Below are 26,549 nucleotides of genomic sequence, written 5' to 3'. Positions count from 1 at the left end.
TTGTCTGCCAGGGCGATTCCTTCTTCCTGTTTGATTATAGATTAAATTTTTTATCAAATAATATTCAGAATTATACTTACAGTATTTCAGGAATTGGCGGAAGTTCCGGTTGATCGATCCCATGAATTTCTTTGAGCTTCAGATATAAATGCGTCATGGTGATATCAATATATGGACTGACAAATAATATGCCGATTCCACAGCACAACATTCCCAAAAAGAGCCATCCGATAAAAGAGATTTCCAAAACAAAGATATTTAGCTTATTATTTTGCGTAAGCATTCGGGATCGTTCAAAAACTGCAGCAGATTCCATCTCCGGATGTTCGGCAAGAATATAAGGAACCATACAATATTCATACGCTTTAATAATGCCGGGCACGATAAAACATAAAGTCCATAAGACGATCTTTATCTGATAGAAAAAAGTGACTTTGACAATGTTCCAATAGGAGGTCTTGAAAAAATCAAATAAAGTGGAAGTAGAAGGATTCTCCTTTATGGAAAGAATAAAATATTTATAGGCACCAATAAGAATCGTATGTCCTAAAAATATGGAATATAGCCAGGATATAATTGTGATTATGATCCAAAGTCGAATCAAACCATTTACATCAATGGCATAATTTCCCAAAACAGTCAAATAAGTATGAGTTGGATTGACCATTTCTGTAATGATGGTAAAAAATGATCCTTGAAGAATACCGGCTAACACAGAAACACCTAAGATTGTCCAGTATTTATCACGCAACGTATTTTTAGCATTTTGTTTTAGCTCTTCGCGTGTCCACATAAGTTCACCTTCTTTCATCCTCATTTTAACACACTTTGCCTATAGATTGTATAAAAATAAAATTGTTTTGTGAATGTATAGAAACTTGTGCAATCATAGTTCTTGAATGGCTATAATTTATTTCTTATAATATCTTATATGGACAAATTTGAATTAGTATCAGACTATAAACCAAGTGGAGATCAGCCTAAAGCAATCGAAGCATTGGTTAAAGGTTTAAACGAGCATAAAAAATATCAGGTTCTTTTAGGGGCTACAGGTACCGGGAAGACATTCACTGTCTCGAATGTGATTGCGGCGGTGAATCGGCCAACATTGGTTTTTGCACACAATAAAACATTAGCCGGGCAGTTGTATTCAGAATTTAAAGAGTTCTTTCCGCATAATCGTGTAGAATATTTTGTTTCTTATTTTGATTATTACCAACCGGAAGCGTATTTGCCGAAAACGGATACGTATATTGATAAAAATACCAAGACCAATGAAGAATTGGATATGCTGCGAATGGCGGCTGTTAATTCCGTTTTATCCAGACGAGATACGATCATTGTAGCGAGTGTGGCCTCTATTTACGGTGCCAGTAATCCGGATCAGTATCGGGATATGATCTTTACTTTGCGGGTGGGACAGGAAATCTCTCGTAAAGAGTTGATGAGTGATTTAGTTTCGCAACAATACAAACGCAATGACAGTGATCCTCTTCGTGGAACGTTTCGTGTACGAGGGGATGTCATAGAGATCACACCGGGACATACTGATACGTATTTAATTCGCATTGAGATGTTTGATGATGAGGTTGAAAGAATTTGTGAAGTCGATCCCGTAACCGGTAAAGTACGACAGGCATATTCTGTTTACAATATTTATCCGGCAAATGGTTATGCCACCAGCATGGATATCATGGAACGTGCTGCCAAGACGATTGAAGAGGAGCTGGAGGAACGTCTGGATTACTTTGAGAAGGCGGGAAAACCACTGGAAAAAGAGCGTTTGGAACAGCGTTGTCGTTATGATATAGAAGCGTTACGTGAGTTTGGTGTTTGCCCGGGAATCGAAAACTATTCCCGTCATATTGATGGTCGAAAACCGGGAGAAAGACCTTATACATTATTTGATTATTTTCCTAAGGACTTTTTACTGATCGTTGATGAAAGCCACGTGTCTTTACCACAGATTCGCGGAATGTACAATGGCGACAGAGCGCGTAAAGAAGTATTGGTGGAATATGGATTCCGTTTACCAAGTGCTTTGGATAACCGTCCGTTGCGCTTTCCTGAATTTGAACAACTGATTGATCAGGCCATCTTTGTTTCTGCTACACCGGGTGATTGGGAACTGGAACAGACGCATAACGAGGTAATCGAACAGATCATACGTCCAACCGGTTTATTGGATCCTGAAGTCGAGGTTCGTCCGATTGAAGGACAGATCGATGACTTGGTGGATGAGATCAAAGAGAGAGTTGCCAGAGGGGAAAGAGCTTTGGTGACAACACTGACGGTGCGCATGGCCGAAGATTTGACAGCGTACTTAAAAGAAATGGATCTCAAGGTTGCCTGGCTGCATCATGAAGTGAAGACCATTGAACGTACCGAAATCATTCATGATCTTCGTCAGGGAAAATACGATGTACTGGTGGGAATTAACTTGTTAAGAGAAGGATTGGACATTCCGGAAGTTTCTTTGATTGCGATACTGGATGCGGATAAAGAAGGCTTTTTACGAAGCAAGCGTTCATTGATCCAGATCATTGGTCGTGCGGCTCGAAATGCCCAGGGAAAAGTCATCATGTATGGAGATCATATCACCGAAAGCATGGCGTATGCCATTGAGGAGACAAAACGTCGCCGAAGCATTCAAATGGCCTACAATGAAGAACATGGCATCGTTCCTAAAACGATCATCAAGCCAATTCATGATGTGGTTCGAAGCAAGGAAACCAAAGAGATGGCGGCTCGGTATTTAAAGAAAAAGAAAATGCCGGCCAAACAAAAAGAAGTGATGTTGGAGAATATCGAGAAAGAAATGCGGGAAGCAGCACGTACTTTGGATTTCGAACGAGCTGCGCAGCTTCGAGATATCTTATTTGAATTAAAGGAACAATAGAGCAAACATGTTTTGCTCTTTCATTTGGTATAGAGTGTGGCAAGGATTGTTGTAATAAAATAGTTATAAGTTTGCCGCCACCTAGAGAGGTTTTTTTATGTCAGAGTTTTCAGAAATGTTAGAAAGTTATGTTACGACAAAGAAAGTGAATAAATATCAGATGGCAAAGTATTTGTCCATCGATCGCTCTTCTTTACATAAGATCATACAAGGACAGCGCAATGCCCCTTCGAAAGATCTGGTAAAGCGCATGGGAAAATATCTGGAGCTTTCTCCTTATGAAACAAGTGAACTTTTAGAACTTTACTCGATTTCCCTGGTCAGTCCGGAGAGATATTATCGAAGAAAGAATGTGTATTCGTTTTTGTCTTCTTTTCATGCGCAGCCTTTAAAAATTGAAATGCCGGGCTTTCAAAAAAGTGATTTTCAAATACAGGATAAAGAAGTAGTTCCTTTTTCCGGAACCCGACAATCTTTGGAGTATTTGATTTATCATTTAGTGACAAAGGAAAATGAAAATGGTAAGGGCATGATCAAATTCTTAGGAACGCCACAGCTTCCCGGATTTTCTAATATGTTTCCTTTGATTAAGGGGAAAACGGTTTTGCGTCATATTTTATCTTTTTCTAAATATGACAGTATCTTGGAAATTCGAGATGATCATAACTTTCAATCGCTCAGTCAGATCATTTCATTGTATGCGCAGTTTGCCAATCGCGGTGTTCGTTATGAAACGGCCTATTACTATGGAACGGATTTTTCACATTCCGCATTTCCACCATTTCCTTATATGATCGTGACTTCGCAATACGCACTTTCTTTATCCGGAGATTATCAAAACGGCTTGTTGTATAAGGATAGTGAAACGGTGAACTATTTGAATCAAACTTTTGATGCACTGTATGAAAAGACAACACCACTGCTTGTTCCAATTCAGGATCTGACTAGCCAGTTAGCCTTAAATCAGAAGATCATGTCCTGTAAAAGCGACTCGGAGATTTTATTTCAGCTGGTGCCTTGTCTTGTACCGTTTATTCAAAAAATTGATATTCGCAAGTATTTATTAGACGACATGGCTCAAAAAGAATATTTTATCAGTGCTTTTACGACATATATTCAGAACCTGATTCATCGCCATGAACAGATTCATCCGCTTCATTTCTGCAGCTTAAATGGAATTCGGCGATTCTTGGAAAAAGGTGTGTTTGATGAGTTTTCAACGGATTTTTATCGTCCTTTAGATAAGGTAGATCGTAAAAAGGTTGTACAACAGTTCTTAAAATATGCTTACATTTATGATTTGCGATTGTTGCGAGAGGACCTTGGAGAATTGAGCAATGGTTTAAAAGTGTATTTATCTGACAGCTTGGGATATATTCAGTTTATGAGCAGTGATGGCAATGTGATCGTATTGACTTTGGAGAATCCAAATTTTCTTTCATCATTTAAAGATTATTTTGAATCCATGGATGAAGATCTGTATTATCCCAAAGAAGAAGCACTTATTCTTATCCAAAAACTGTTAAATCAGTATTAGGAATCTTCGGATTCCTTTTTCTTTAGAAAAAATTAAGGATTTTGAACATTGGTTGTTTACATTTCTCTTTTATTCTATATATGAATGGAGGAATCTGTATGAACACCAGTCAAAAATGGATATCGACTTTAACGATAACGGGAACGATTGCCTGTGTGATCTTTTTAGTTTTCTTAGGAACACAGGGATATTTGTTGGATCCACAAAAACTACAGTTTTTATTGTCGAAATCCGGTTTAGCCGCTCCGTTTTTATTTTTGGCCCTGCAGATCTTTCAAACCGTGATTCCGGTCATTCCGGGAGGAATTACTAGTGCCATCGGTGTAGTCAGCTTTGGCAGTGTATTTGGTTTTGTTTATAATTATATTGGATTATGTATAGGATCTTTGATCGCCTTTTGGCTGATCAAACAATATGGCAGGCCATTCATGGAAAAAGTGTGTGATCAAAAGACGGTTCAGAAATATATCGGATGGCTGGATAAAGGTAAGAAATTCGAGATTTTCTTTGCGTTTGCGATTTTTGTGCCCGGATTTCCAGATGATATTCTATGTATGATTGCCGGTTTGACCAAAATGTCGTATAAAAAGTTTATGATGATTATCTTGTTGTGTAAACCATTCGGGTTATTATTATATAGTCAAGGTTTAACGTTTTTACTGCAGTGGGTTGCAGGATTATTTTAGAAGGGGAAATGTATGGAACATACTGTATTAGTAGTTGAAGATGAGACAGGTATTCGCAAGGCTATCTGTATTTATATGAAGAATCAGGGTTATCGTGTGCTGGACGCGCCTAATGGTAAAGAGGCTTTGGAAATCATAGAAAAAGAACCGGTACATTTGGCCATCGTGGATATCATGATGCCGGTGATGGATGGGATCACGATGGTGATGAAGGTTCGTGAAAAGTATGATTTTCCCATCCTGTTTTTGAGTGCGAAAAGTGAAGATATCGATAAGATCAATGGGTTGAATATCGGTGCAGATGACTATATCACCAAACCATTTACTTCTCTGGAGCTGATTGCCCGTGTTCGTGCACAGTTAAGAAGATATGAACAGATTTTAAGCTTGAAAGAAAATCATCACGATAATAAAGATTGTTATGTGGTTGGTGATCTGGAATTAAATACACTGACAAAAGAAGTCAAAGTGGAAAATCGCATCGTTCATTTAACACCGAAAGAGTTTTCCATCTTAGAGCTTTTGATGAAAAATCCGGGACGTGTTTATTCCGCTGAGCAAATCTATGAAACGATATGGCAGGAAGATGCGATCAATACTGAAACAATCATGGTGCATATCCGAAAGCTGCGTGAAAAGATCGAAGCCAATCCAAAAAAGCCGGTTTATATCAAAGTGGTTTGGGGCATTGGTTACAAGATTGAAAGGATGGAACCATGAAGCGAGTACAAAACTTATGTTTAAGCGGGTTCCTGCTGCTTTGTGCTGTTTGTTCGGCTATTGTGATCTTCTTGTACCCCCAAATCCAGTTTAGTTCGGTAACCGATTTTGATGAGGTCAATTATGAATTGAAAGAATCGATTGAGTGGCTGATCTTGGGAAAGATGCAACAGATGGATCCTTCGTATCGATTCATTGAGTCTTCAGATGCGATATTGGAACAAAGTGTAGATGATGCATCACAAAATTCCATTCGTGAGTCCGTGTACCTTTTGGATAATGATGAAAACTTTGCATATCGTATAGAATGGAAAGATCAGGTCTTAAGTAATCATTTCACTGAAGATACCAATTCAAAAAATGCTTTGTTCTATGGAGAGCTGACTTATGATGAAAATGGCAATTTAAAACAGTCCGGAAATATGGATGTGACAGAATTCAGTTTTTTATCGCTCTATAATTTTTATACTTTGAATGGTATTGTTTCCGAGTTGATGAATGATCCAGATCAAGATGTGAAATTAAATCCTCCTACGAATTTAAAAGTGACCTTATTTATTCCCAAAGAAATGAAAGCCGGAGGACTGGTCTATACCTCTGTGTACAATGATTCGGTATGGGTACCATTTGTTCTGTTGGCCTTTGTGATAAGTGCTTTTATTATCGGCGTATATTTATTCCTTGTTTCCTGGAAGACATTGGCAAAGACACAGTTATTGAAAACGATTCTTTCCTGGAAAGCGGAATTTAATATCTTCTTTTTTGGTACATTGACCATTTTGATCGCCTCTATTTGTATTTATATTATGGGAGTGACCATTAACGATATTCTGTTACCGGCCATGGTACGCTATGGGCTTCCGGCTGCCGGAGTATGGGTCAATGTCATCAATTTCAGTTTGTTCTTTTTATCTTTGTTTTTTATCGGTATTGATATTTACTATGTCAAGTATTCTTTGTGTTCCGGTTTTGTACGTTTCTTAAAAGAAGATACATGGCTGGGTAATCGCATTATGGAACTGTATGGAGGAATTAAGGATCTTTCAAATTATGATTTAGATCAAAAAATTAAAAACTTGATTCTAAAAGGTGTTTTATTGAATACAGCCCTGATGTTTCTATGTGCTTTATTCTGGGGATGGCTGTTTGTGTTGATCTATGGTGTGGTGTCCTATATTTTCCTTTTACATCAGGCACAACGTATCGTCAAAGAATACGATAAATTGTTGGTGCGGTTAGATCGAATTGCGCAGGGTGATTTTAAAGTGGATGAGCAATATCAAACTTCTATTTTGCCATCCCTGCAGGAAAAACTAGATACGGTACAGGAAGACTTTGAAGAAGCTGTCAAAGAAAGAGTGCGTTCACAAAACTTACGAACAGAACTAATCACCAATGTATCTCATGATTTAAAAACGCCTTTAACGGGAATAAAGAATTATCTTGAGCTGTTAAATGATCCACAGTTAAGTACAGAAGATAAAGAAGAATATCTGGTTCGTCTAAATCAATATACCGATCGATTAAGTAAATTGATTGAAGATCTCTTTGAAGTTTCCAAAGCAAATTCCGGAAATATCAATTTAGAAACACAGAATGTAGATATTGTTTCCCTGGTGGAACAAGTAGTAGTGGAAAATGAAACGATGTTAGAGAAAAAGGGATTGTCATCCGTTATACGTAAACCACAGGAGCCTATCATTTGTCTTCTGGATGGCAATAAAACAGTGCGTATCTTTGAAAATTTATTGTCGAATGTGGCAAAGTATGCATTGGAGAATACACGTGTTTTTGTGACGATAGAGAAGAATCAGGATCAAGTTGATATCACGATTCAAAATATTTCCAAGACACCACTGGATTTTGATCCCCAAGATATCACAGAGCGGTTTGTTCGGGCAGATCAGTCACGTCATGAAGAAGGCAGCGGCTTAGGTCTTGCGATCGTCAAGAGTTTCTGCGAGATTCAAAATGGCAGCTTTACAGTACAACTCGATGGGGATGTGTTTAAGGCCATTGTACAGTTTAAAACTATATAGAAAAAAGCTTACTTTCATACGATATGAAAATAAGCTTTTTTTGAGGGATAGTCTAACGATAAGTGTCCATTTTGAATTGATAGATCATTTCGGAAGTTAGGCTTCCATCTAAGTTTTCTTTTCCGTACCGAAGTTCATCTCGGGAGATCCAATAGGCACATTTCAATTCATTGGTGTCTAGACGGATCTCTTTTTCACTGTCTAATTCGCAATAAAAACCAGCTAATACATCACTGACGATCCCCCAGGGTTGAGATTTATAATAGCGTATGTTTTTTACTTTTAAGCCCACTTCTTCATATACTTCTCTGGCTACAGTTTCTTCTAGGGTTTCACCAATTTCCACAAATCCGGCTAATAAGACTTGTTTTTTCATATGGGGATATTGCGCCAATAAAATTTGATCTTTATGCGTTACGGCAATGATCACAGCTGGGAAAATCCTGGGATATTCAATAACACCGCAGTTGGGGCAGACTAGTGATCGTTCTGTAGTTCCCGGTTCTAATTTTGTTTGGCAGCGGCCGCAATAAACGCGGTTTCTATACCAGTCATACAGATGAAATCCGGTCGCATAGGCAAAGCCAAAATAGTCTGGCTGTGATTTCGTCACAGGCCTTAATGGTTGATAGGTAAAACCATTCTGTTCGGGTACATCACTCACTAAAAAGTAAGGGTGATCATCAATGGAAAATAAATAAATCGCATTCTCTGTATCTATTGACAGATTTTGAAAAGTAGGGCACTGTATGAAATCTTCTTTACTTTTTGTCAAAGCATTCTTTCCCTGAAATGAAAGAACAAAGTCTTTGGAAGAAGGCTTGATTTGTTTAAATGAATTATCAAATGTATGGGGTGAGATATCTTGTATCATATAAAATCTCCTTTTGAAAAAGGCTTGGAAATCCAAGCCTATTTTGGTAGTTTAAATGAACTTTTTAAAGATACGATACGGTTGAATACCAAACGATCATCTGTTGTATCTTTTTCATCAACACAGAAATAACCATTCCGTACAAACTGGAACTTATCCTGTTTCTTGGCATCTCTGGCAAATGGTTCGATGTAACAATGCTCTACGACCTGTAAAGAATTCGGATTCAGATTTAAAGAACCGTCTTCGTTGTAAACGCCTTTTTCTTCATCTACTAAATTTTCATAGAGTCTGGCCGTTGCTTCGATGCAGTGATGAACAGGAACCCAGTGAATTGTACCTTTGACTTTACGTCCGGTAAAGCCAGAACCTACCTTTGTTTCTGGATCATAAGTCGCATGAACTACAGTGATATTTCCGTTTTCATCTTTTTCAAAGCCTGTACACTTAACAAAGTAAGCATTCATCAAACGTACTTCATTACCGACAAACAGACGGAAATATTTCTTTGGCGGTTCTTCCATAAAGTCTTCACGTTCAATCCAAAGCTCTCTTTCAAAAGGCACTTGTTTCTTGCCGGCATCCGGATCATCCATATTGATGCTTCCTTCTACCATTTCGTATTCACCTTCCGGATAATTGTCGATTACTAACTTAATAGGATCTAAAACAGCCATGATGCGCGGTGCTTTTGGCTTTAAATCTTCACGCAAACAATGTTCTAAATACTGATAATCTACAGAAGAATTGGCTTTGGTTACACCGACCAGATTCATAAAGGTTTGAATAGATTCCGGTGTAAAGCCGCGTCGACGCAAGGCTGCGATTGTGACTAAACGAGGATCATCCCAGCCATCGACGATACCTTCATCGACCAAACGTTTGATATAACGTTTTCCTGTGATCACATTGGTTAAATACATTTTCGCAAACTCAATCTGCTTTGGTGGCTGTGGATATTCCAGTTCACGAACAACCCAGTCATACAAAGGACGGTGATCTTCAAACTCTAAAGTACAAATGGAATGAGTAACACCCTCGATCGCATCTTCGATTGGATGGGCAAAGTCATACATCGGATAGATGATCCATTCATCGCCGGTGTTATGATGCGTTTGACGTGAAATACGGTAAATAACCGGATCACGCATGTTGATATTTGGGCTGGCCATATCAATCTTGGCACGAAGCACTTTGGACCCATCTTCAAATTCACCATTTTTCATGCCTTCAAACAGACGTAAATTTTCTTCAATGCTGCGGTTACGATAGGGAGAATCTTTACCCGGTTCCGTTAATGTACCACGGTAAGCACGGATTTCTTCCGCGCTGAGATCACATACATAGGCTTTTCCTTTTTTGATCAGCTTAATGGCAGCTTCATACATTTGTGGGTAATAGTTGCTGGCAAACTTGACATCACCATCGTAATGACAGCCTAGCCATTCCACATCCTTAATGATCGAATCCACAAATTCGACTTTTTCTTTTGTGGGGTTAGTATCATCAAAACGTAAGTTAAATTTTCCACCATACTCTTTGGCCAATCCATAGTTTAATAAAATACTCTTGGCATGGCCTACATGCAGATAGCCGTTTGGTTCTGGTGGGAAACGAGTGACAACACCACTGTAAGTCCCATTTTTTAAGTCTTCATCTATGATACGTTCAATAAAATTCTTACCTTCATTTGTTTCCATCGTTGAACATCCTTTCACATTCTTTCCAAGTATATCATATCAAAGGTAGTTTTGGGCAGATTGTCTTTCTTTTAATAGCACAAAAAGTTCTTTCCAAAGCTGTACATATTCGCCTTTTTTCAATGTACCGTTTGCGGTTAAAAGATCAAAGGCATCGCCATGCCATTGATAGCTATCTTCACTGGCACAAAATCCATTGCGATAATAAAACTGTTTACGTGAGATTCTTTGATCTAAATTGTCACAAGGTACACGATCTGATTCAACATCGATCACAATGACAGAGTCTTTTCGGTTTTCTTTGATCCAGTCCAAGATCTTAGAGCCGATTCCCTGGCCACGGCAGCTTTCTTCGGTGGCAAGATAACGCACCTGACAAATCTGTTTATAATCCAGTATATCTAAAAGCCCGACAAATTCATTAGCATGAGGATCTTTATACACACCATAGAAATGACTTCCGGGCAAAATATCCAGTTCATAAAAGGGAATTCTTTCCTTTTCAGGGAAAGCCTTTTGATAGAGTGCACGAAGACGTGGATCGGTGTTTTTTGTTTCTATAAAATATAGCTTCATGGGCTTATTTTACCATGTTTGATAGGGGAGTTCAAAGCACATGAATTGCATGTCAAACTGCGAAAACCTATAATCAAGTCAAAGGAGGTTTCGATATGTCAAAATTATTAACACCGGTACAGATTGCCGGGTTGTCCTTAAAGAATAGAGTTGTCATGCCGCCCATGTGCATGTATGAAGTAAAGAATAAAGATGGAAAGGTCACGGATTTTCATTTGGCACACTATGGAGCCAGAGCAATCGGACAAGTGGGGTTAATCATAGTAGAAGCTACGGCTGTACAGCCGGATGGGCGTTTGACCGATCAAGATTTAGGTATCTGGAGTGATGATCATATACCAGGATTAAAACGTTTGGTGGATGCGGTGCATGCCTTAGGCTCACAAATTGGTATTCAGCTGGGACATGGTGGCCGCAAGGCTCAGGATGCCAAAGTGAAGCTGGCGCCAAGTGCTATTGCGTATAATGAAGAGTACGGCATGCCGGAAGCTATGATGTTAACGGATATTAAAACAACACAGCAGGCTTTTGTGCAGGCAGCCGCTCGGGCTAAACAGGCTGGATTCGATATGATCGAGTTGCATGGTGCGCATGGCTATTTGATCAATGAATTTTTAGAACCGCTGACCAATCAAAGAGAAGATGAATATGGAGGGTCTCTAGAAAATCGTTATCGATTTGTAAAGGAAATGCTTCCGGATGTAAAAGAAGCTTTTGGTGGCCCGGTATGGATGCGTTTGTCTTTGACTGCCTATGATCAAACCGGCCAGCAAAATACGATTGAAGAGTATCAACAGATTGGAAAATGGCTGGAAGAAGACGGTATCGACTGTATTGATGTATCTACCGGTGGTTTGTTAGATACGACACCAAATATTCCAATTTTTGCGGGCTATCAAGTGGCTTATACACAAAAAATGAAAGAAGCAGTCTCCATTCCGGTAACAGCAGTAGGACTGATTCATGAACCGGCTTTGGCAGAATATATTCTACAAAGTGATCAGGCAGATTTGATTGAAGTTGGTCGCGCTCTGATTCGTAATAGTAATTGGGTCGTAGATGCGGCAAAGATGCTACATGATAAAAACTTTGCGATCTATAACAACTCATATCAAAGAGGGCAGTTGGATTAATTATTTACTTTGAAAAACACAAGACCTTGTTGATCTTTTTAGGATGAACAAGGTCTTTTTGTAGGCTCATAGTTTACATATAGGATATATGTTAAAATAAATCTGGACAGATCAACACAGGTAGTCCTGGTCGCTAGACCGGGGAAGCGTTAAACCTCGTTAACATAGATGGCCTGATTTTAGCGGCCGAAATGAGGTGAGCGCTATGACATCATTTGAAACATTGTATCTAATGTTAATGATGCTTCATATAGTCGTGATACTTCTGATTGAAATCAATCGTAGTAAATGACATATAAAAAGGCTACCTGCTTCTGGATAATTGTAGCCTTCTTATAAGAATTCAATAAATCCAGGACTCGTGTTGATCTGTCCTTTTACATGTTCATTATAACATACGATTTAAAACATACAAGTAAAATATGTATTAGTGAAATGGCTAGGTTGAACTTAATTTGCTTTGTTTAAGACAAAGTATAAAGAATGTGACGAACTAGGTCAAATCTGCTTTAGGTAAAGGGCCTTCATTGAATTTTGCGTTCAATGACAAAGTTAAAATAATCGTTTATAATCGTGACAAATGGAGGTCATGATGATGGAACAGAAAATGTTAGTGACACAGGCTTTAGATCAACGAGATCTTTTGGTAAAGAAGATTTGTGATAAGATTCGTAAAGCCAGTTTTACAGAAACGAAAAAACATAATGAAGAAAAAGTTATGGAAAGAAGAGTAACACAGAAAGAATTTGAAAAAGAGGCACGTTCTTCTTATCAACAAATCATTGATTTGATTCACTGGTATGATAAAGTCGATCAGGCAATATTGCGTTCCAATGCGGAAACGATAATTGAAACAAGTTATGGAGCGATGTCAATTGCGAATGCATTAGCCCTTCGCAGTCGTTTAAACTGTAGTAATGCTTACGATTCGGATTCTAATTTTGAAGGAAACCTCATGATGAAATTAGAAGAGGAACTCAATGAGAAAATACGAGTTATGGAACAGAAAAACAAGGGCTTACAGAATACGGCAGAAACTATGCGCTTGAGCATTTTGGGAAAAGATACAAAGACAAAAGATGAAACGCCTTTAAAGGTTGTTGATGTCTATGTACAGGAGAATACAACGGAATTGATTGATCCGTTAAATGTGCGCAAAAAGATTAACGAACTGAATGAGAGAAGAGAAACGATCTTGAATGAACTGGATACAAAGATCAAAGTATCGAATGCGACAACTTTTGTAGAGATCAACTGATAAAGCTTCCTGCTGCATGAAAACCATAAACTTCGTTCTCCCGTATAGGGAATCTTACATTTAGATGATGAACACGATGAATCGATATAGCTCAATTGAGAGAGCGTACAGCTGATGACTGTAAGGGTAAAGGTTAAAATCCTTTTATTGATTTTGTTCCTTATATTATTCGATCTGTATTTTAGAGGATATATTCCTTGTGATTTTTTTTGTTTGAAAGTGTATTTGATCAACGATTTTGGATGAATGTTGTGCAGACATACCTATGTTGAAAACCGCGAAAAGGGTTAGGAATAGAACGAACTGTCCACTGGTTTCCTCGCGGCTATGTAGTTGGGATTCCCATTTATCTTGATATGAATCACCTTGTGGTACGTCTGCAGGGTGATTTCTTTTTGCGTAAAAAAGAAGAAGATTACTCTTCTCCTTGTTGTTGAATCATATCTTGTAATGTAATCTTGGAAAAATAGTCTTTAACAAGTTCATCAAACTTTTTCCAAACTGGTAAAGTTGGACAAAACTCTCTTCGCTCGCAAGGCATGGCATGTTCTTCCAGACAGGCAACACAGGCTAAACTCCCCTCCGTTGCTTTTAAAACATCATATACACTGATCTGATCTGCCGGACTGGCTAAACGATATCCGCCTTGATAACCACGGTTTGCACACAGAATACCAGAACGATTCAAAACTGGTACGATCTGTTCCAAATATTTCTTTGAGATGTTCTCTCTTTGGGCAACGTCTTTTAAGGATACATATCCATCACCCTGATAACGGTTTAAATCGATTAACATACGCAATGCGTATCTTCCTTTAGTTGAGATCTTCATAATCTATATTTTACACCCCTCTCCCTAAATTTTGAATATCTATGGAGAAAAAGAACAGATTTTTAGTTAAAAAAATCGTTCTGTTCCTTTTCAAATCGTTTTTTGTACTTTCTTACCGTGTGATCAAAGCCAAATAACATGGCACCTTCAAAAATCAGTGCACAGCCGATGATCTGTAAAATGAATGCAACCGACTGTAATGGACGAAGCCATAAGATAACGCCTACGATTAAAGCAAATACCGCAATACCTGCCGTAATCTTCCAGTTGTCAAATCCATAGTCTCGTAAAAGAAATGCTTTTTGGAGTTGGATGATGGAGTTGATGATCAACAGAATTCCAGCCAGGATTGGTAGAATCGAAATGATGGATTCCGGAGATGCGATCATCAAGATCCCAATCAGAACACTGGGCAGTCCGGCAAACAAGGGGCTGGCGTCAACAGATAGACGTTTTCCGAAATAAGTATATAATAAAGTGCCACCAATTGCGATCAAGATTACACCAAATATGCGCACCGCAATCATTAAAAAGTCATTATTTAAGATAAAGAGCAGAATTCCGGCAATAATATAAACCAAGGCCATGATTCTGACTTCTTTAGAATTGGGATTCATTAAGCGATTCATATTCATTTCCTTTCTTTAAAATGTAGGTATCAAATAAAGCCTGATTATATGCATCTGCACCATCTGTGTTACTGGAGCGAAATACAGGTGCATCCATACCATTTTCCTTTAGTTTTTCTACCATGCTTCCTATCATACACTGGCTTAAAAAACAACCTGTGATCGTACTGACCGGTCCCATAGTTATGTTTTCGTCAATGGCTACGCCGGCATCTCCTAACGGAGCTTGATTATCTAAAACGATATCGGCCAGCTCAAACAAGCGTTTTTTACTTTTATGTCGGCTTTCTGTGTTTTGAGAATGTTTCAGCGAGGTAATCGCAATGATCTTTACACCTTTTTTACGCAGTCGTAAAACATATTCGATTACTAAGGCATTTCTTCCGGAGTTACTGGTTACGATTACGACATCGCCGTATCGTACATCATATAAGTGCTCCAACACATTGGCATATTCAGCCATACGCTCGATTTGCGTGCTTTTTGTCGGATGTGTCGCAAGACTCAGTTCGATTTCATCAATCGGATAGATCTTGGCATAACCACCGGCGCGCGCATAAAGGTCTTGTCCGATCATATGGGAATGACCTGTGCCAAAAGTATAAATCGTATGGTTGTTACATTGTGTCTGATAAAGAAGATCGGCTGCTTCTTGAATGTGCTCTTTATTGGATTGATACACATTTCGCAGCGTTTGTTCTAAAAATTCATAATATCGTTTGGCAAAATCCATACAGAGTACCTCGGTTTTCTTTATTGTATCATTTTCTTGCGGATATGGAAATCTGTTCAAACAAATTGTCTATAAGAAGTCTTCGTTATATACTTTACCTGAGGTGATTACGATGAAAGTATGTGTTGTCATGGATAATGGCTTTGAAGAATTAGAAGCCATGGGTCCTATTGCGTTATTGCGCAGAGCCGGAATCGATGTCGATCTGGTTTGTATAGAAGGCAATGAAGTAACAGGTCGTTTTGGAGTTACGTATTCTCCGGCGATCCCATTTGATTCTTATGATTTTGATCAGGCAGACTGTCTGGTGTTACCAGGTGGTCCACATTGGCAAAAGATAGAAAAAAATGAGAAGGTGTGTGAACAGTTAAAAACTTTTGCGGCAGACAAGGTTTTGGCAGCTATCTGTGCCGCACCGACGATTTTGGGAAAACTGGGCCTTTTAGAAGGAAAGAATTATACTTGTTTTCAGAGTATGAATGAAGATTTTGGTGGAACGTATCAATATGCTTATACGGTAACAGATGGCAATTTGATTACCGGAATCTCGGCAGCCGCCAGCATTGAATTTGCGTTTGCGATTATTGAAAAGCTGTTGGGACAGGAAAAAACAAAGGAAGTAAAGCAGTCAATTTATTATGATGCCGTTCACTGAATACTTTAAACAAGGTTGTAAGCCGAACCAGACCGGTTCGATTGGCTTGGAAGTGGAACATTTTTTGATTTCGCGCAACGATGGCCGTCCTATGCCTTATGATGGAGAAAATGGTATTGGACAATTGTTAGAGTTTTTGCGAAAAGATTTTCCGCATACTTATTATGAACAAGATTTATTGATTGCACTAGAATCCGAGGATGTGCTGATCACATTGGAGCCGGGATGCCAGCTTGAAATATCACTCCGATGTATGAACAATCTTCAAGAGATGATGGAAATTTATCTGAAGACTGTTTCTTCGATCCTGGCATATATTCATCCAAGAGGATACGATCTGATCTACAGCGGTGGCCTTCCTACGATTGGACAGGAAGACGTTGTCCTGATTGATAAAGAGCGCTATCGACTGATGGCTCAATATTTTCAAAATGTATCAACCAGAGGACTGGAGATGATGAAGGCTACGGCTGCCGTCCATGTCAGTGTAGATTATACGGATGAAAACGATTTTATTCGCAAATATCGTATGGCCAATATCCTACATCCACTATTGGCGTTTTTATCCAGTCATACACCTGTATATGCCGGAAAGAAAAATGAGGATGTCTTGTTGCGAGATTCAATCTGGTCACATACCGATCCTGCACGCTGCGGTATTCTTCCATCGTTATTTGAAGAAAACTTTGGCTTTGATGCCTATGCTCGATTTTTAGAACAAGTGCCTTTGATCGTTATGAATGATCATGGAAATTTTATTGATGTAAAAGATCAAACCTGTGCCCAGGTGGCAGGGATATATGGATATGGTAAGACGGAGATTGCACATTATCTTTCCATGTTGTTTTTGGATGTGCGTTTAAAACAGTTTATAGAAATTCGCAGTGCCGACAGCATGCCGCCTATTTATACACAAGCTTACTGCGCATTAGTCAAAGGTCTTTTTTATAAACAAGAAAATATTGATACTTATTCTTCTTTGACGAATTCTATCGAAACGATTTTACAGGCGAAAGAAGCATTACGTAAGGATTGTTATGATGCGATCGTGTATGGAAAGCCAGTTTTCGATTTGTTGAAAGAAATGATTTCTGATGCCAAAAAAGGTTTGACGGAAAAAGAAAAATCCTATCTTCTTCCATTGGAGGAATTGGTTGATACAAAAAGTTTGATACCCAATCTTTCGATAGAAGAAACGTATCAGAAAGCTATTTTGATGCATCCGATGGAATCTAAGGAGAGCGCATTGCGTATAACCGAAGCCATTCAAAAAAGCGAGTTGAACTTGGGTGGCAACATGTACACACGTACACTGCATATCCCAAAGATCTTTACCCAGGAAGATAAACATCGTTTTGAAAAAATCGTAGATACGACATATTCGATTTTTACCAAAGTGATTCAGGCATATAAAACCGATGCGCAGATTCGTAAACTGTTTGGTTTTTCGCGTGAATTGGAAGAATTGATCTTGTGTGAACCGGCATATACAAGTCCGATTCCGATCTGTCGGGTAGATATCTTCTATGATGAACAAACCAAAGATTTTCATTTCTGCGAGTTTAATACCGATGGAACATCGGCCATGAACGAAAACAAACGGTTAAATGATTTCCTGCCTTTCAATAATATCTTCCAACATGATCCGGAGGATTATGAAATTCTGGAATTGGTACAAAGCTGGGCCGATGCGTTTATCCAGACGATGAAAGAAGACTCTAAGGTTTGTGAAAAGGCAAGAATCGGAATCTGTGATTTTTTGGAGAATGCGTATTATACAGAACTTTATGTTTTTGAGGATGTATTTCAACAAAAAGGATATGACTGCGAAGTGGTTGATATTCGTGATTTAGACTATAAAGATGGAAAACTGTATTCCCAAAAAACCGGTAAAGTCATCGATGTCATCTATCGAAGAGCGGTTACGCGGGATGTGATGGAGCACTATGAGCAGGTTCAGCCTTTTATTCAGGCATATCTGCATCATGATGTTTGTTGTATCGGAGCCTTTCAGACACAGCTGGTACATCATAAACAAATTACCCAGGTGCTGATGGATCCCGTTATGCAGAAGTTTTTTTCGCCGGATGAAGTTTCTTTTATTGAAAAACATTGTCCGATCACATACGATTTGACACAGGATGTCGTAGAGAAGATTCAGGATAAAGATCATTGGATCATCAAGCCGAAAGACTCCTATGCATCCAAAGGCGTATGGGCCGGCATTGATCTTCATCAGGATCAGTGGAATCAGGTCGTATCCCAACATTTAGATGCGAATTATATCGTACAAAAGTACATTACACCATACAAGACAAAGAATATTGATCTGGTTAATTTTGATGAATTTAAGGACTATTCCAATATGAGCGGTCTGTATGTATATAACGGACACTTTGCCGGGGTATATTCACGCTGTAGCGATGGTGGGATCATATCGACCCAATATAATGAAAAAACGATTCCGACATTGTTTCTTCGTTGACAAAGTGCGGCACCTTTTTTAAAATATAGGAAATACAAAGAAAAGAAAGAGTACATAAAGAGGAAGGATTAGAGAACTTCTGGCTGGTGAAAAGAAGAACGGAATCTTTATGGAATACGTCTTGGAGTAGGATGCCGAAATAAGTAGGTGGTTCCGGGTACACCCGTTATAGTGTTAGAGTATGTTGGTACTCGATAAGGAAGAAACTGTGAAGTTTCTTTGAACTAAGGTGGTAACGCGATCGTCCCTTTCGCCCTTATGGTGGAAGGGACTTTTTATATAGGAGGAAACACGATGATCATTGTATTTAAACAAAATGCGAAGGAGAATGAAGTAAAACGCGTATTAGACAAAGTTGAAAAGCTGGGATTAAAAACTCATATTTCTCAGGGAGAAGAAACTTTGATCGTGGGTTTGGTAGGCGATACAACACGTGTCGATCCAAAACGCATTGAAGTCGAAGAAAGCGTTGAGCGAATCATGAAGGTCAGCGAGCCTTATAAGCTGGCCAATCGCGCCTTTCATCCGGAAGACTCTGTGATCAATGTGTCTGGTATTCCGGTAGGCGGCAAGGCTTTAACTTTGATTGCCGGACCTTGTTCGGTAGAATCTAAAGAACAAGTATTAGAAGTTGCCAGACGAGTTAAAGCCAGTGGTGCCAATCTGTTAAGAGGCGGCGCTTTTAAACCAAGGACATCGCCATATTCTTTTCAGGGAATGGGATCTACCGCTTTAGATTTATTGGTAGAGGCAAAAGAAGAAACCGGATTGCCGATCGTTACGGAATTGATGTCCGAAAAACATATCGATGAGTTTAATGATAAAGTCGATCTGGTACAGATTGGGGCAAGAAACATGCAGAATTTTGATCTGTTAAAAGAAGTGGGACAACGTATTAAAAAACCGGTTCTTTTAAAACGCGGTTTATCCAATACGTATGAAGAATGGCTGATGTCTGCCGAATATATCATGGCCAACGGAAACCCAAATGTCATCCTGTGTGAAAGAGGCATTCGTACCTTTGAAACATATACACGAAATACTCTGGATCTTCAGGCGATACCGGTTTTAAAACGATTGACCCATTTGCCGGTCATTATTGATCCCAGCCATGCCGGTGGTAAATGGTGGTTAGTAGAACCAATGGCCAAAGCGGCAGTTGTAGCCGGATGTGATGGTTTAATGATAGAGGTGCATAACGATCCGGAAAATGCCCTTTGTGATGGGCCACAGTCTTTAAAACCAGATCGCTATGATAACTTATTAAAAGATATTCGCAAGCTGGAGGCAGTACGATAAAAAAAGCAGGCATTTGAAGCGAACCCCAAAGTTTGGACACCAAACAAAAGGAGGTTCGCTTCAATTTTGCCTACTTTAAGAAGAAATGTATCATTTTATCATAGATGCTTTTGTATGGTTGATAGCGCATAGGAAGATCGATCCATGTCTTTTTATCAACTATGCTTTTTTTATGCGAGAAAGTATCAAATCCGACTTTACCATGATAACTTCCCATGCCGCTATCACCGACACCGCCAAATCCCATCTGTGTCGTAGCTAAATGTATGATCGTATCATTGATGCAGCCTCCGCCAAACTGACAGTGTTGTTTGATTTTTTCAATATTTGTCTTATTTTGCGAGAAAATGTACAGAGCCAGAGTATGCGGATGCGATTCGATCGTGCGGATTGCTTCGTTTATGTCATGATACGTCAGTATCGGCAACAATGGACCAAAGATTTCTTCCTGCATGATGGCATCTTTCCAGGTGATCGAATCAAAAACAGTGGGTGTGATCTGTAGCGTTTGATGATTGGTTTGCCCACCATATACGCACTTTTCTTCATCCATCAAAGAGCAAAGACGATGAAAATGTTTCTCATTGATGATTTTTCCATAATGGGCATTTTCCAGTGGTTTTAAACCATATTGCCTTTGAATCTCACGGATCAATGCTTGTATCAGATGATCTTTTACTTTTTCATCACATAGAATATAGTCTGGTGCCACACAGGTTTGGCCGCAGTTTAGATATTTTCCAAAGACGATACGCTTGGCGGCCAAATCAATTTTTGCACTGTCATCAACAATACAGGGACTTTTTCCACCTAATTCTAAGGTGACCGGTGTTAAATATCGGCTTGCCTTTTTCATGACAGTATGACCGACATTTTTAGAACCCGTAAAGAAAATATAATCGAACTTCTGCTCCAGTAAAGCCTGGTTTTCTTTTCTTCCACCGGTGATGCAGGTGACATATTCCGGATCAAAGGCGAAGCGAATGATCTTTTCGATGATGGCACTGGTGTGTGGAGAATATGCACTAGGTTTTAAAATGACAGTATTACCGGCGGCAATCGCATCAGCTAACGGATCGATTGTCAACATAAACGGATAATTCCATGGCGACATAATCAGTACGACTCCATAAGGAGAAGGCTTGATAAAGCTGCGGGATACATATTGTGATAGTGGGGTACGAACTCTTTTTTCACGAGCAAATTTTCGGGTGTGTCGTATCATATAGGTCAATTCGCTTAACGCAAGACCCACTTCACACATATAGCTTTCCGTATTGCTTTTTCCTAAATCTTTGCGCAGAGCTTCTTCAATTTTATCCTGATTGGCCAAAATGGTATTTTTTAATCGCTGCAGACTTTCAATACGTTTTTCCACCAGTAATGTGGCACCGCTTTGAAAGTAGGCACGTTGTTTTTGTAGCATGGCTTGAATTTCTTTAGTTTCCATGTCCGTCCTCCATCAATTTTCTATAATACTGTTCCAGCTCTTTGGCATTCATTTCCTTAGGAACCGGATAGAGTGGATTTGCCTCATGGGCTGCCTGTTTGGCAAGCATAGGAATGTCCTCTTCACGAATCTCTTTGAAAGTATCCGGAATCGAGAATACGGATTTCATTTCTTTGATGGCTTGAATAAAGGCTTTGGCTCTTACAACTGGATCAGGGCCTCTGCTGGTACCGGAGACGATAGCCAGTTCAGCCAGCTTTTTGGTTGCGTGTTCGCCATAAGCTTCCAGGATCATTGGCAGTATGACGGCATTGGCATATCCGTGGGGCACATTGTATTGTCCACCCAGGGAATGTGCAATTGCGTGAACATAACCAACATAAGATTGTGAAAACGCATTACCGGCTAAAAAGGCCGCTTCCAACATATTTTTTCGGGCATCCAGATCATTTCCGTCGTGTACCGCTTTGGCAAGATTCATAAAAATAAGCTCGATTGCTCGTTTGGCATCCGCCCTTGTTTCCTTTGTCGTCGAATTTCCAATATAAGCCTCTATGGCATGGGTTAAGGCATCCATTCCGGTTGTCGCGGTCAAAGAAGGCGGCAGTGTTTTTGTCAAGTACGGGTCTAATACGGCATAGCGTGGAATCAAAGGAAAGTCATTGATCGGATACTTATGACGCGTTTTAGAATCTACGATCACAGCCGCCAATGTGGTTTCACTACCGGTACCAGCGGTTGTCGGAATAGCTACCAGTAAAGGAATCCTTTTTAGTACCTTTAAGATGCCTTCCATTTTGGCCAAATTCTTTTTAGGCCGGGCAATTCTGGCGCCTACCGCTTTGGCACAGTCAATGGAGGAACCACCGCCAAAACCAATCAAGGCTTCACAGTGATGATCGATATAAAGCTTACGTGCTTCTTCGACATTGTCGCTGGTAGGATTAGGTACGGTGTCATCATAAACGATACATTCAATATCTTGATTTTTAAGCTCCTGTTCCAAAGGAAAGCTTAATCCAAAAGAGCGAATGCTTTTATCGGTGATCAATAAGACAGTCGAAATCTTCTTTTCATGAAATAAATCCGGTAAAGCAAAGATACTGGAAAGTATTTCCGGTTTTCGATACGGTAAAAACGGTAAAGCTAAATGCAGTACGTTTTGATATATGCGACAGTAGAATTTCTGGATCGGATTCATAAGATCTTCCTTTCTTTGATATTCAAAGTTTCCAAACCACGTTTTATCACGAGCCATACATCGTGTCAATAAAAAAGATGTCGTAGGACACCTTTTAAGATTCTTCGTTGAGAAGATGAAGTTTTTCAAATGCGTAGAACAGTAATGACATCAACATTCCGGTAATGCAGGCAAGAACCATTCCGGATAAGGAGATACTTCCAATGGTGATGGTTACACCGCTTAAACCTACAACGAAGACAACGCTGGTCAATACCATGTTTACACTCTTTCCATAATCGACTTTATTGTCAACAAGGATGCGAAGACCACTGGTACCAATCATTCCATACAATAAGAAACTGATACCGCCGATGACCGGGTTGGGAATCGTCTGAATCAATGCGGCCAACGGTCCGATAAAGGAACATATGATGGAAAGAATGGCAGCACCGGCAATGACTTGGACACTATAGACGCCGGTAATGGCCATAACGCCGATGTTTTCTCCATATGTTGTCGTAGGAACAGAACCAATTAAACCAGAAAGCATACTGGAAAAGTTATCGGCAAACAAGGAACGGTGTAAACCTGGATCTTTGATCAGATCGCGTCCGATGATCTTCCCGGTAACAATCTGATGTCCGATATGTTCGCTGGCAATGACCAACAACACCGGAAGCATCATTAAGATCGCATTGATATCGAATTTTGGGAAAGAAAAGTTAGGCAGGGCAAATAAGCTTGCCTCAACAACAGGTGTAAAGTCGATCATTCCTACACAAACAGCTGTGATATAGCCGGCAACGACGGCAATCAAAATAGGAATGACACTTAGAAACTTCTTAAAGCAGACACTTCCGATCACGGCAACGCCTAAAGTAACACCAAAAACCAGAACATTGTTGAATTGAATGACTTCATCCAATAACCCGGCGGTACTGGCAGCACTGGAAGAAAGTTCCAGACCGATCAATGCGACAACAGGCCCCATGGCTGCGCTTGGCAGCACGACATCGATCCATTTTGTACCAAATTTATAAATGATACCGGCAAGCAAACAACCACAAAAACCAACCGCAACAAATCCTCCAAGGGCATACTCATATCCCATGCTGGCAATAATGGCATTCCCCGGTGCGATAAAGGCAAAACTGCTTCCTAAGTAAGCTGGCGCTTTTCCTTTCGTGATAAAGATGAATAGTAAAGTACCGATACCATTCATGAATAGAACAACCGCTGGATTGATTCCAAACATAAACGGAACAAGCACACTGGCACCAAACATGGCGAACATATGTTGAATACTTAGTGGCAGCAATAGTTTGCCAGGAACTTTTTCATCAACTTGTATAATTCTTTTGGCCATATATCCTCCTCTTAAAAATTTTCTTTTCCCAATATACCATAAAACAGAAGTGGAATTCTACTGATTTTGTTGTATAATGAATAGGCAAATGCGCCTGTAGCTCAATTGGATAGAGTACTTGATTCCGATTCAAGCGGTTGTAGGTTCGAGCCCTGTCAGGCGCGCCATAAAAAACAAGGACATCTACAGCATAGTGGATGTTTTTTTGTGCAGAAAAGCCTGTATAATAAATTTAATCGATTCAGATAAAAAGTTCGTATAAAAGGAGAGGATACCATGCGCGATTCACTGACATTTGATTGTTATGGAACATTATTGGATACATCGCCTTTATATGATTTTATAGGCAATGTGGCACAGAATCATGGATTGTCCAGTCAAAAAGCAATATATGTATTCTCAAGTTATGAAGATCGCCTGATGTATGGGCATGATTTTATGCCTTATGAAAAATTGCTGAAGGAAGTCCTTGCGTATTGTGATATGGAAATGAATTCGGATATTTTTGCGAAAAAGTATGATGATGTCATCAAAATTCATAGAGATTTTAAACCATTCCCAGATGTTTTACCGGCTCTGCGACAGTTAAAACAAAAAGGCTATGAACTGCTCGTCCTCTCAAACAGTACACATGCGTTTATGAAGTGGCATATGGAAAAACTGGAGAATTTACTGGATGATAGTTTCGTTGCGGAAGATGCAAAATGTTACAAACCAACTTTGTCCTTTTTTCAACAAGCGGAAGAAAAATTTTTGATCAAAGAAAAAAAGCATTGTCATATCGCAAAAGGTTATTGGTGGGATATGGTTCCCGCTAAAAAATTGGGATGGAATAAAATTTGGGTAAATCGAACAGGGCTGTTGCAGGGAAGAGAGTCTGAACAACCTTATATCACCGTTTCTGATTTATTGGAGCTGCCGCAGTTATAATTATTTATTTCGCGGCTTTATTTGTATTTGTCGAGTCAATGATTTTAGAAGACATTAAGGAATTTCAGGTATTCGAAGAATAATAACCTGATCGGTGAAGTAAGATTAGGAAAGGATGTGGACTTATAGGATCTAACATCTTTTTATGTCTTTAAGTTGAATAAAAATTCCCCATTCTTCTTTGTCTATAAATCGTTTGTAATGGAAAATATCGGTATAAGTACATTGAATTGATATATCCTATGTATATAATGTAATTTTACTAAATGATTTCAAGAAATTCCTCATTGGACGAAAAAACTTTAGGCAAAAATTACATGAATTTTACCTGTTCCTTGTTCTAAATGCGTATACTAAAAGTGAAAAGTCAGTCTTTTAAATGGGAAAAGGGAGTCTGCTATGTATAAAACAATAGTCATAGAATATTCGCCAAAAGCTGATGATATGGCTTTGAAAGTAGAAGAAAAAGCAAACGAGATGTTACAAACTGGTTACAAGCTGATAACGATGTCCATTACAGGTTCAGCAAAAGCCATTTTGGTGTTTGAAAATAAGGAATAGATGAAAGGAATCAGGAAATGCTATGAAAAAAGAGCAGGTAGAAAAATTCTTTCAAAAATATGAATAGTTTTTTATGCAATCCTTAAGCGGAAATGTGAATCCTGATGAGATAACAGAATTGTATGCACCTGAGTTTATTGCTGCATCACCGATGGGTGTTATGACAGGAAAGAATGACATCGATTTTCAAAAAACTTTATCCTATGGATATGAGCAATATCGTAAAATGGGAACGATTGGTATGCATGTTTGTAAAATCAAGGTATATCCAATTGATGAATATCATAGTGTGGCGCATGTATCTTGGAGAGCATCTTATCAGAAATCGGACAAGAGTCGGGTTGATATAGATTTTGAAGTTCATTATCTCATGTAGGAGATCAAGGGAAAACTTAGAGTATTCGGATGGATATCTGGCAATGAACAGGAAGTATTGAGAGAAAATGGAATCATTTAAAGAGGGAAAATGACAATGGATATAATCATATATGGTACGCATTATGGGACCGCCCAAAGATATGCCCAAGAGCTTTCAAAAAGAACAAAGATCGAAGCGATTTCTTTTGAAAATGTTCAAGATATAAATATGTACGATACGATTATTTATATAGGTAGTCTATATGCAGGTACTGTCTTAGGATTGTCCAAGACGTTTAAAAAGATGAAAGATGCATCCCATACAACAATGATTCTTGTCACCATTGGTTTATCGGATCCTTTCGATGATCAGAATATCAGTGAGATAGAAAAGAATATAAGCCATCAAATTTCAAAAGAGATTTTTCAAAGTATAAGAACGATCTTTCATTTTAGAGGGGCAATGGACTATCGTAAGTTAAGCTTTGGTCACAGAGCAATGATAAAACTCTTATATAGTGCAATAAAAAATAAACCAGAAGATACATTAACGGCAGTCGATAGAGCTATAAAAGAGGCCTATAATAAAAATGTAGATTTTACAAACTTTCAAGAACTCGAAAAAATAATTCGTGAAATGTAAGAAA

At 39.0% G+C, this 26,549-nt stretch carries 24 protein-coding genes, 1 tRNA gene and 1 other annotated feature; of the genes, 15 read left to right on the top strand and 10 right to left on the bottom strand.

Features of this window, described 5'->3' with window-relative positions; all coding sequences use genetic code 11:
* Positions 1 to 76: 76 nt before the first annotated feature.
* Complete coding sequence (locus G413_RS10860) at positions 77 to 793, bottom strand: DUF975 family protein (RefSeq protein WP_162138394.1); 717 nt, start codon at positions 791 to 793, stop codon at positions 77 to 79.
* Between the two features lie 138 nt (positions 794 to 931).
* Here G413_RS10860 and uvrB point away from each other — a divergent pair, with 138 nt between their 5' ends.
* The 5 genes from uvrB (at position 932) to G413_RS0103435 (ending at position 7,881) form a co-directional block, all read left to right on the top strand.
* Entirely contained in the window at positions 932 to 2,899 is a 1,968-nt protein-coding gene (gene uvrB, locus G413_RS0103455) for an excinuclease ABC subunit UvrB (protein ID WP_022789546.1), read from the top strand.
* A 97-nt stretch (positions 2,900 to 2,996) separates the two neighbouring features.
* A complete protein-coding gene (locus G413_RS0103450; protein WP_022789545.1) occupies positions 2,997 to 4,436 on the top strand; it encodes a helix-turn-helix domain-containing protein in 1,440 nt (479 codons plus the stop codon).
* Between the two features lie 98 nt (positions 4,437 to 4,534).
* On the top strand, positions 4,535 to 5,122 hold the full coding sequence (locus tag G413_RS0103445; protein ID WP_022789544.1) for a TVP38/TMEM64 family protein: 588 nt from the start codon (positions 4,535 to 4,537) through the stop codon (positions 5,120 to 5,122).
* A 12-nt stretch (positions 5,123 to 5,134) separates the two neighbouring features.
* On the top strand, positions 5,135 to 5,842 hold the full coding sequence (locus G413_RS0103440) for a response regulator transcription factor (protein ID WP_022789543.1): 708 nt from the start codon (positions 5,135 to 5,137) through the stop codon (positions 5,840 to 5,842).
* The gene (locus tag G413_RS0103435) at positions 5,839 to 7,881 is read left to right on the top strand and encodes a sensor histidine kinase (protein ID WP_022789542.1); all 2,043 of its coding nucleotides are present in this window, start codon (positions 5,839 to 5,841) and stop codon (positions 7,879 to 7,881) included. The genes G413_RS0103440 and G413_RS0103435 overlap by 4 nt, the downstream gene beginning before the upstream one ends.
* Before the next feature lie 52 nt (positions 7,882 to 7,933).
* On the opposite strand, the gene nudC is transcribed toward G413_RS0103435, so the two are convergent.
* From nudC to G413_RS11705, 3 genes are read right to left on the bottom strand one after another with little or no spacing between them, the layout of a single operon-like run.
* Complete coding sequence (nudC, locus tag G413_RS0103430; protein ID WP_022789541.1) at positions 7,934 to 8,755, bottom strand: NAD(+) diphosphatase; 822 nt, start codon at positions 8,753 to 8,755, stop codon at positions 7,934 to 7,936.
* 38 nt (positions 8,756 to 8,793) lie between these two features.
* Entirely contained in the window at positions 8,794 to 10,455 is a 1,662-nt protein-coding gene (locus G413_RS0103425; RefSeq protein ID WP_022789540.1) for a glutamine--tRNA ligase/YqeY domain fusion protein, read from the bottom strand.
* A gap of 39 nt (positions 10,456 to 10,494) precedes the next feature.
* The gene (locus G413_RS11705) at positions 10,495 to 11,031 is read right to left on the bottom strand and encodes a GNAT family N-acetyltransferase (RefSeq protein WP_022789539.1); all 537 of its coding nucleotides are present in this window, start codon (positions 11,029 to 11,031) and stop codon (positions 10,495 to 10,497) included.
* 95 nt (positions 11,032 to 11,126) lie between these two features.
* On the opposite strand from G413_RS11705, the gene namA reads away from it, so the two are divergent.
* Together namA and G413_RS0103410 are read left to right on the top strand one after the other, a co-directional pair.
* The gene (gene namA / locus G413_RS0103415; protein WP_022789538.1) at positions 11,127 to 12,164 is read left to right on the top strand and encodes an NADPH dehydrogenase NamA; all 1,038 of its coding nucleotides are present in this window, start codon (positions 11,127 to 11,129) and stop codon (positions 12,162 to 12,164) included.
* Positions 12,165 to 12,759: 595 nt separating this feature from the next.
* Positions 12,760 to 13,422 carry a hypothetical protein gene (locus tag G413_RS0103410; protein WP_027969027.1) on the top strand — a complete coding sequence of 221 codons (663 nt, stop codon included), beginning with the start codon at positions 12,760 to 12,762 and terminating at the stop codon, positions 13,420 to 13,422.
* 415 nt (positions 13,423 to 13,837) lie between these two features.
* Here the strand turns inward: G413_RS0103410 and G413_RS0103405 are convergent, their stop codons facing one another.
* From G413_RS0103405 to G413_RS10850, 3 genes are all read right to left on the bottom strand, one after another.
* Positions 13,838 to 14,254, bottom strand: coding sequence for an RrF2 family transcriptional regulator (locus tag G413_RS0103405; protein ID WP_022789536.1), 417 nt, complete (start codon positions 14,252 to 14,254; stop codon positions 13,838 to 13,840).
* A 62-nt stretch (positions 14,255 to 14,316) separates the two neighbouring features.
* On the bottom strand, positions 14,317 to 14,883 hold the full coding sequence (locus tag G413_RS0103400; RefSeq protein WP_022789535.1) for an HdeD family acid-resistance protein: 567 nt from the start codon (positions 14,881 to 14,883) through the stop codon (positions 14,317 to 14,319).
* Positions 14,855 to 15,616 (bottom strand): SIS domain-containing protein, encoded by a 762-nt coding sequence (locus G413_RS10850; protein ID WP_022789534.1) that lies wholly within the window; start codon positions 15,614 to 15,616, stop codon positions 14,855 to 14,857. The genes G413_RS0103400 and G413_RS10850 overlap by 29 nt, the downstream gene beginning before the upstream one ends.
* A gap of 112 nt (positions 15,617 to 15,728) precedes the next feature.
* Between G413_RS10850 and G413_RS0103390 the strand changes: the two genes are divergently transcribed.
* The 3 genes from G413_RS0103390 (at position 15,729) to aroF (ending at position 20,055) form a co-directional block, all read left to right on the top strand.
* Entirely contained in the window at positions 15,729 to 16,271 is a 543-nt protein-coding gene (locus G413_RS0103390) for a DJ-1/PfpI family protein (protein WP_022789533.1), read from the top strand.
* Positions 16,255 to 18,756 (top strand): glutamate-cysteine ligase family protein, encoded by a 2,502-nt coding sequence (locus tag G413_RS0103385; protein ID WP_022789532.1) that lies wholly within the window; start codon positions 16,255 to 16,257, stop codon positions 18,754 to 18,756. The genes G413_RS0103390 and G413_RS0103385 overlap by 17 nt, the downstream gene beginning before the upstream one ends.
* 28 nt (positions 18,757 to 18,784) lie before the next feature.
* Positions 18,785 to 19,017: a binding site (T-box leader), on the top strand.
* Between the two features lie 33 nt (positions 19,018 to 19,050).
* Complete coding sequence (aroF, locus tag G413_RS0103380; protein ID WP_022789531.1) at positions 19,051 to 20,055, top strand: 3-deoxy-7-phosphoheptulonate synthase; 1,005 nt, start codon at positions 19,051 to 19,053, stop codon at positions 20,053 to 20,055.
* Between the two features lie 70 nt (positions 20,056 to 20,125).
* Here aroF and G413_RS0103375 read toward each other — a convergent pair whose 3' ends face one another.
* The 3 genes from G413_RS0103375 to uraA are packed head-to-tail and all read right to left on the bottom strand — an operon-like array spanning position 20,126 to position 24,054.
* The gene (locus G413_RS0103375; protein ID WP_022789530.1) at positions 20,126 to 21,505 is read right to left on the bottom strand and encodes an aldehyde dehydrogenase; all 1,380 of its coding nucleotides are present in this window, start codon (positions 21,503 to 21,505) and stop codon (positions 20,126 to 20,128) included.
* Positions 21,495 to 22,763, bottom strand: a complete 1,269-nt coding sequence (locus tag G413_RS0103370; RefSeq protein WP_022789529.1) for an iron-containing alcohol dehydrogenase — start codon at positions 22,761 to 22,763, stop codon at positions 21,495 to 21,497. Before G413_RS0103370 ends, G413_RS0103375 begins: the two co-directional genes overlap by 11 nt.
* Positions 22,764 to 22,800: 37 nt before the next feature.
* On the bottom strand, positions 22,801 to 24,054 hold the full coding sequence (uraA, locus tag G413_RS0103365; RefSeq protein ID WP_022789528.1) for a uracil permease: 1,254 nt from the start codon (positions 24,052 to 24,054) through the stop codon (positions 22,801 to 22,803).
* 90 nt (positions 24,055 to 24,144) lie between these two features.
* Here uraA and G413_RS0103360 point away from each other — a divergent pair.
* The 5 genes from G413_RS0103360 (at position 24,145) to G413_RS0103340 (ending at position 26,545) form a co-directional block, all read left to right on the top strand.
* Positions 24,145 to 24,221: transfer RNA gene (locus tag G413_RS0103360), tRNA-Arg, on the top strand.
* A gap of 109 nt (positions 24,222 to 24,330) precedes the next feature.
* Positions 24,331 to 24,984, top strand: a complete 654-nt coding sequence (locus G413_RS0103355; protein ID WP_022789527.1) for an HAD family hydrolase — start codon at positions 24,331 to 24,333, stop codon at positions 24,982 to 24,984.
* A 399-nt stretch (positions 24,985 to 25,383) separates the two neighbouring features.
* Complete coding sequence (locus G413_RS12255; protein WP_022789526.1) at positions 25,384 to 25,545, top strand: hypothetical protein; 162 nt, start codon at positions 25,384 to 25,386, stop codon at positions 25,543 to 25,545.
* A gap of 73 nt (positions 25,546 to 25,618) precedes the next feature.
* Positions 25,619 to 25,921 carry a hypothetical protein gene (locus G413_RS10845; protein WP_051130148.1) on the top strand — a complete coding sequence of 101 codons (303 nt, stop codon included), beginning with the start codon at positions 25,619 to 25,621 and terminating at the stop codon, positions 25,919 to 25,921.
* Between the two features lie 96 nt (positions 25,922 to 26,017).
* Positions 26,018 to 26,545: a flavodoxin domain-containing protein gene (locus G413_RS0103340; protein WP_027969025.1), complete on the top strand. Its 528-nt coding sequence runs from the start codon at positions 26,018 to 26,020 to the stop codon at positions 26,543 to 26,545.
* Positions 26,546 to 26,549 lie beyond the last annotated feature (4 nt).

The organism is Faecalicoccus pleomorphus DSM 20574, from assembly GCF_000420345.1.
Taxonomy (GTDB): domain Bacteria; phylum Bacillota_I; class Bacilli_A; order Erysipelotrichales; family Erysipelotrichaceae; genus Faecalicoccus; species Faecalicoccus pleomorphus.
Note: the sequence above shows the minus strand (reverse complement) of the source record. Positions and strands in the feature narration are given on the sequence as shown.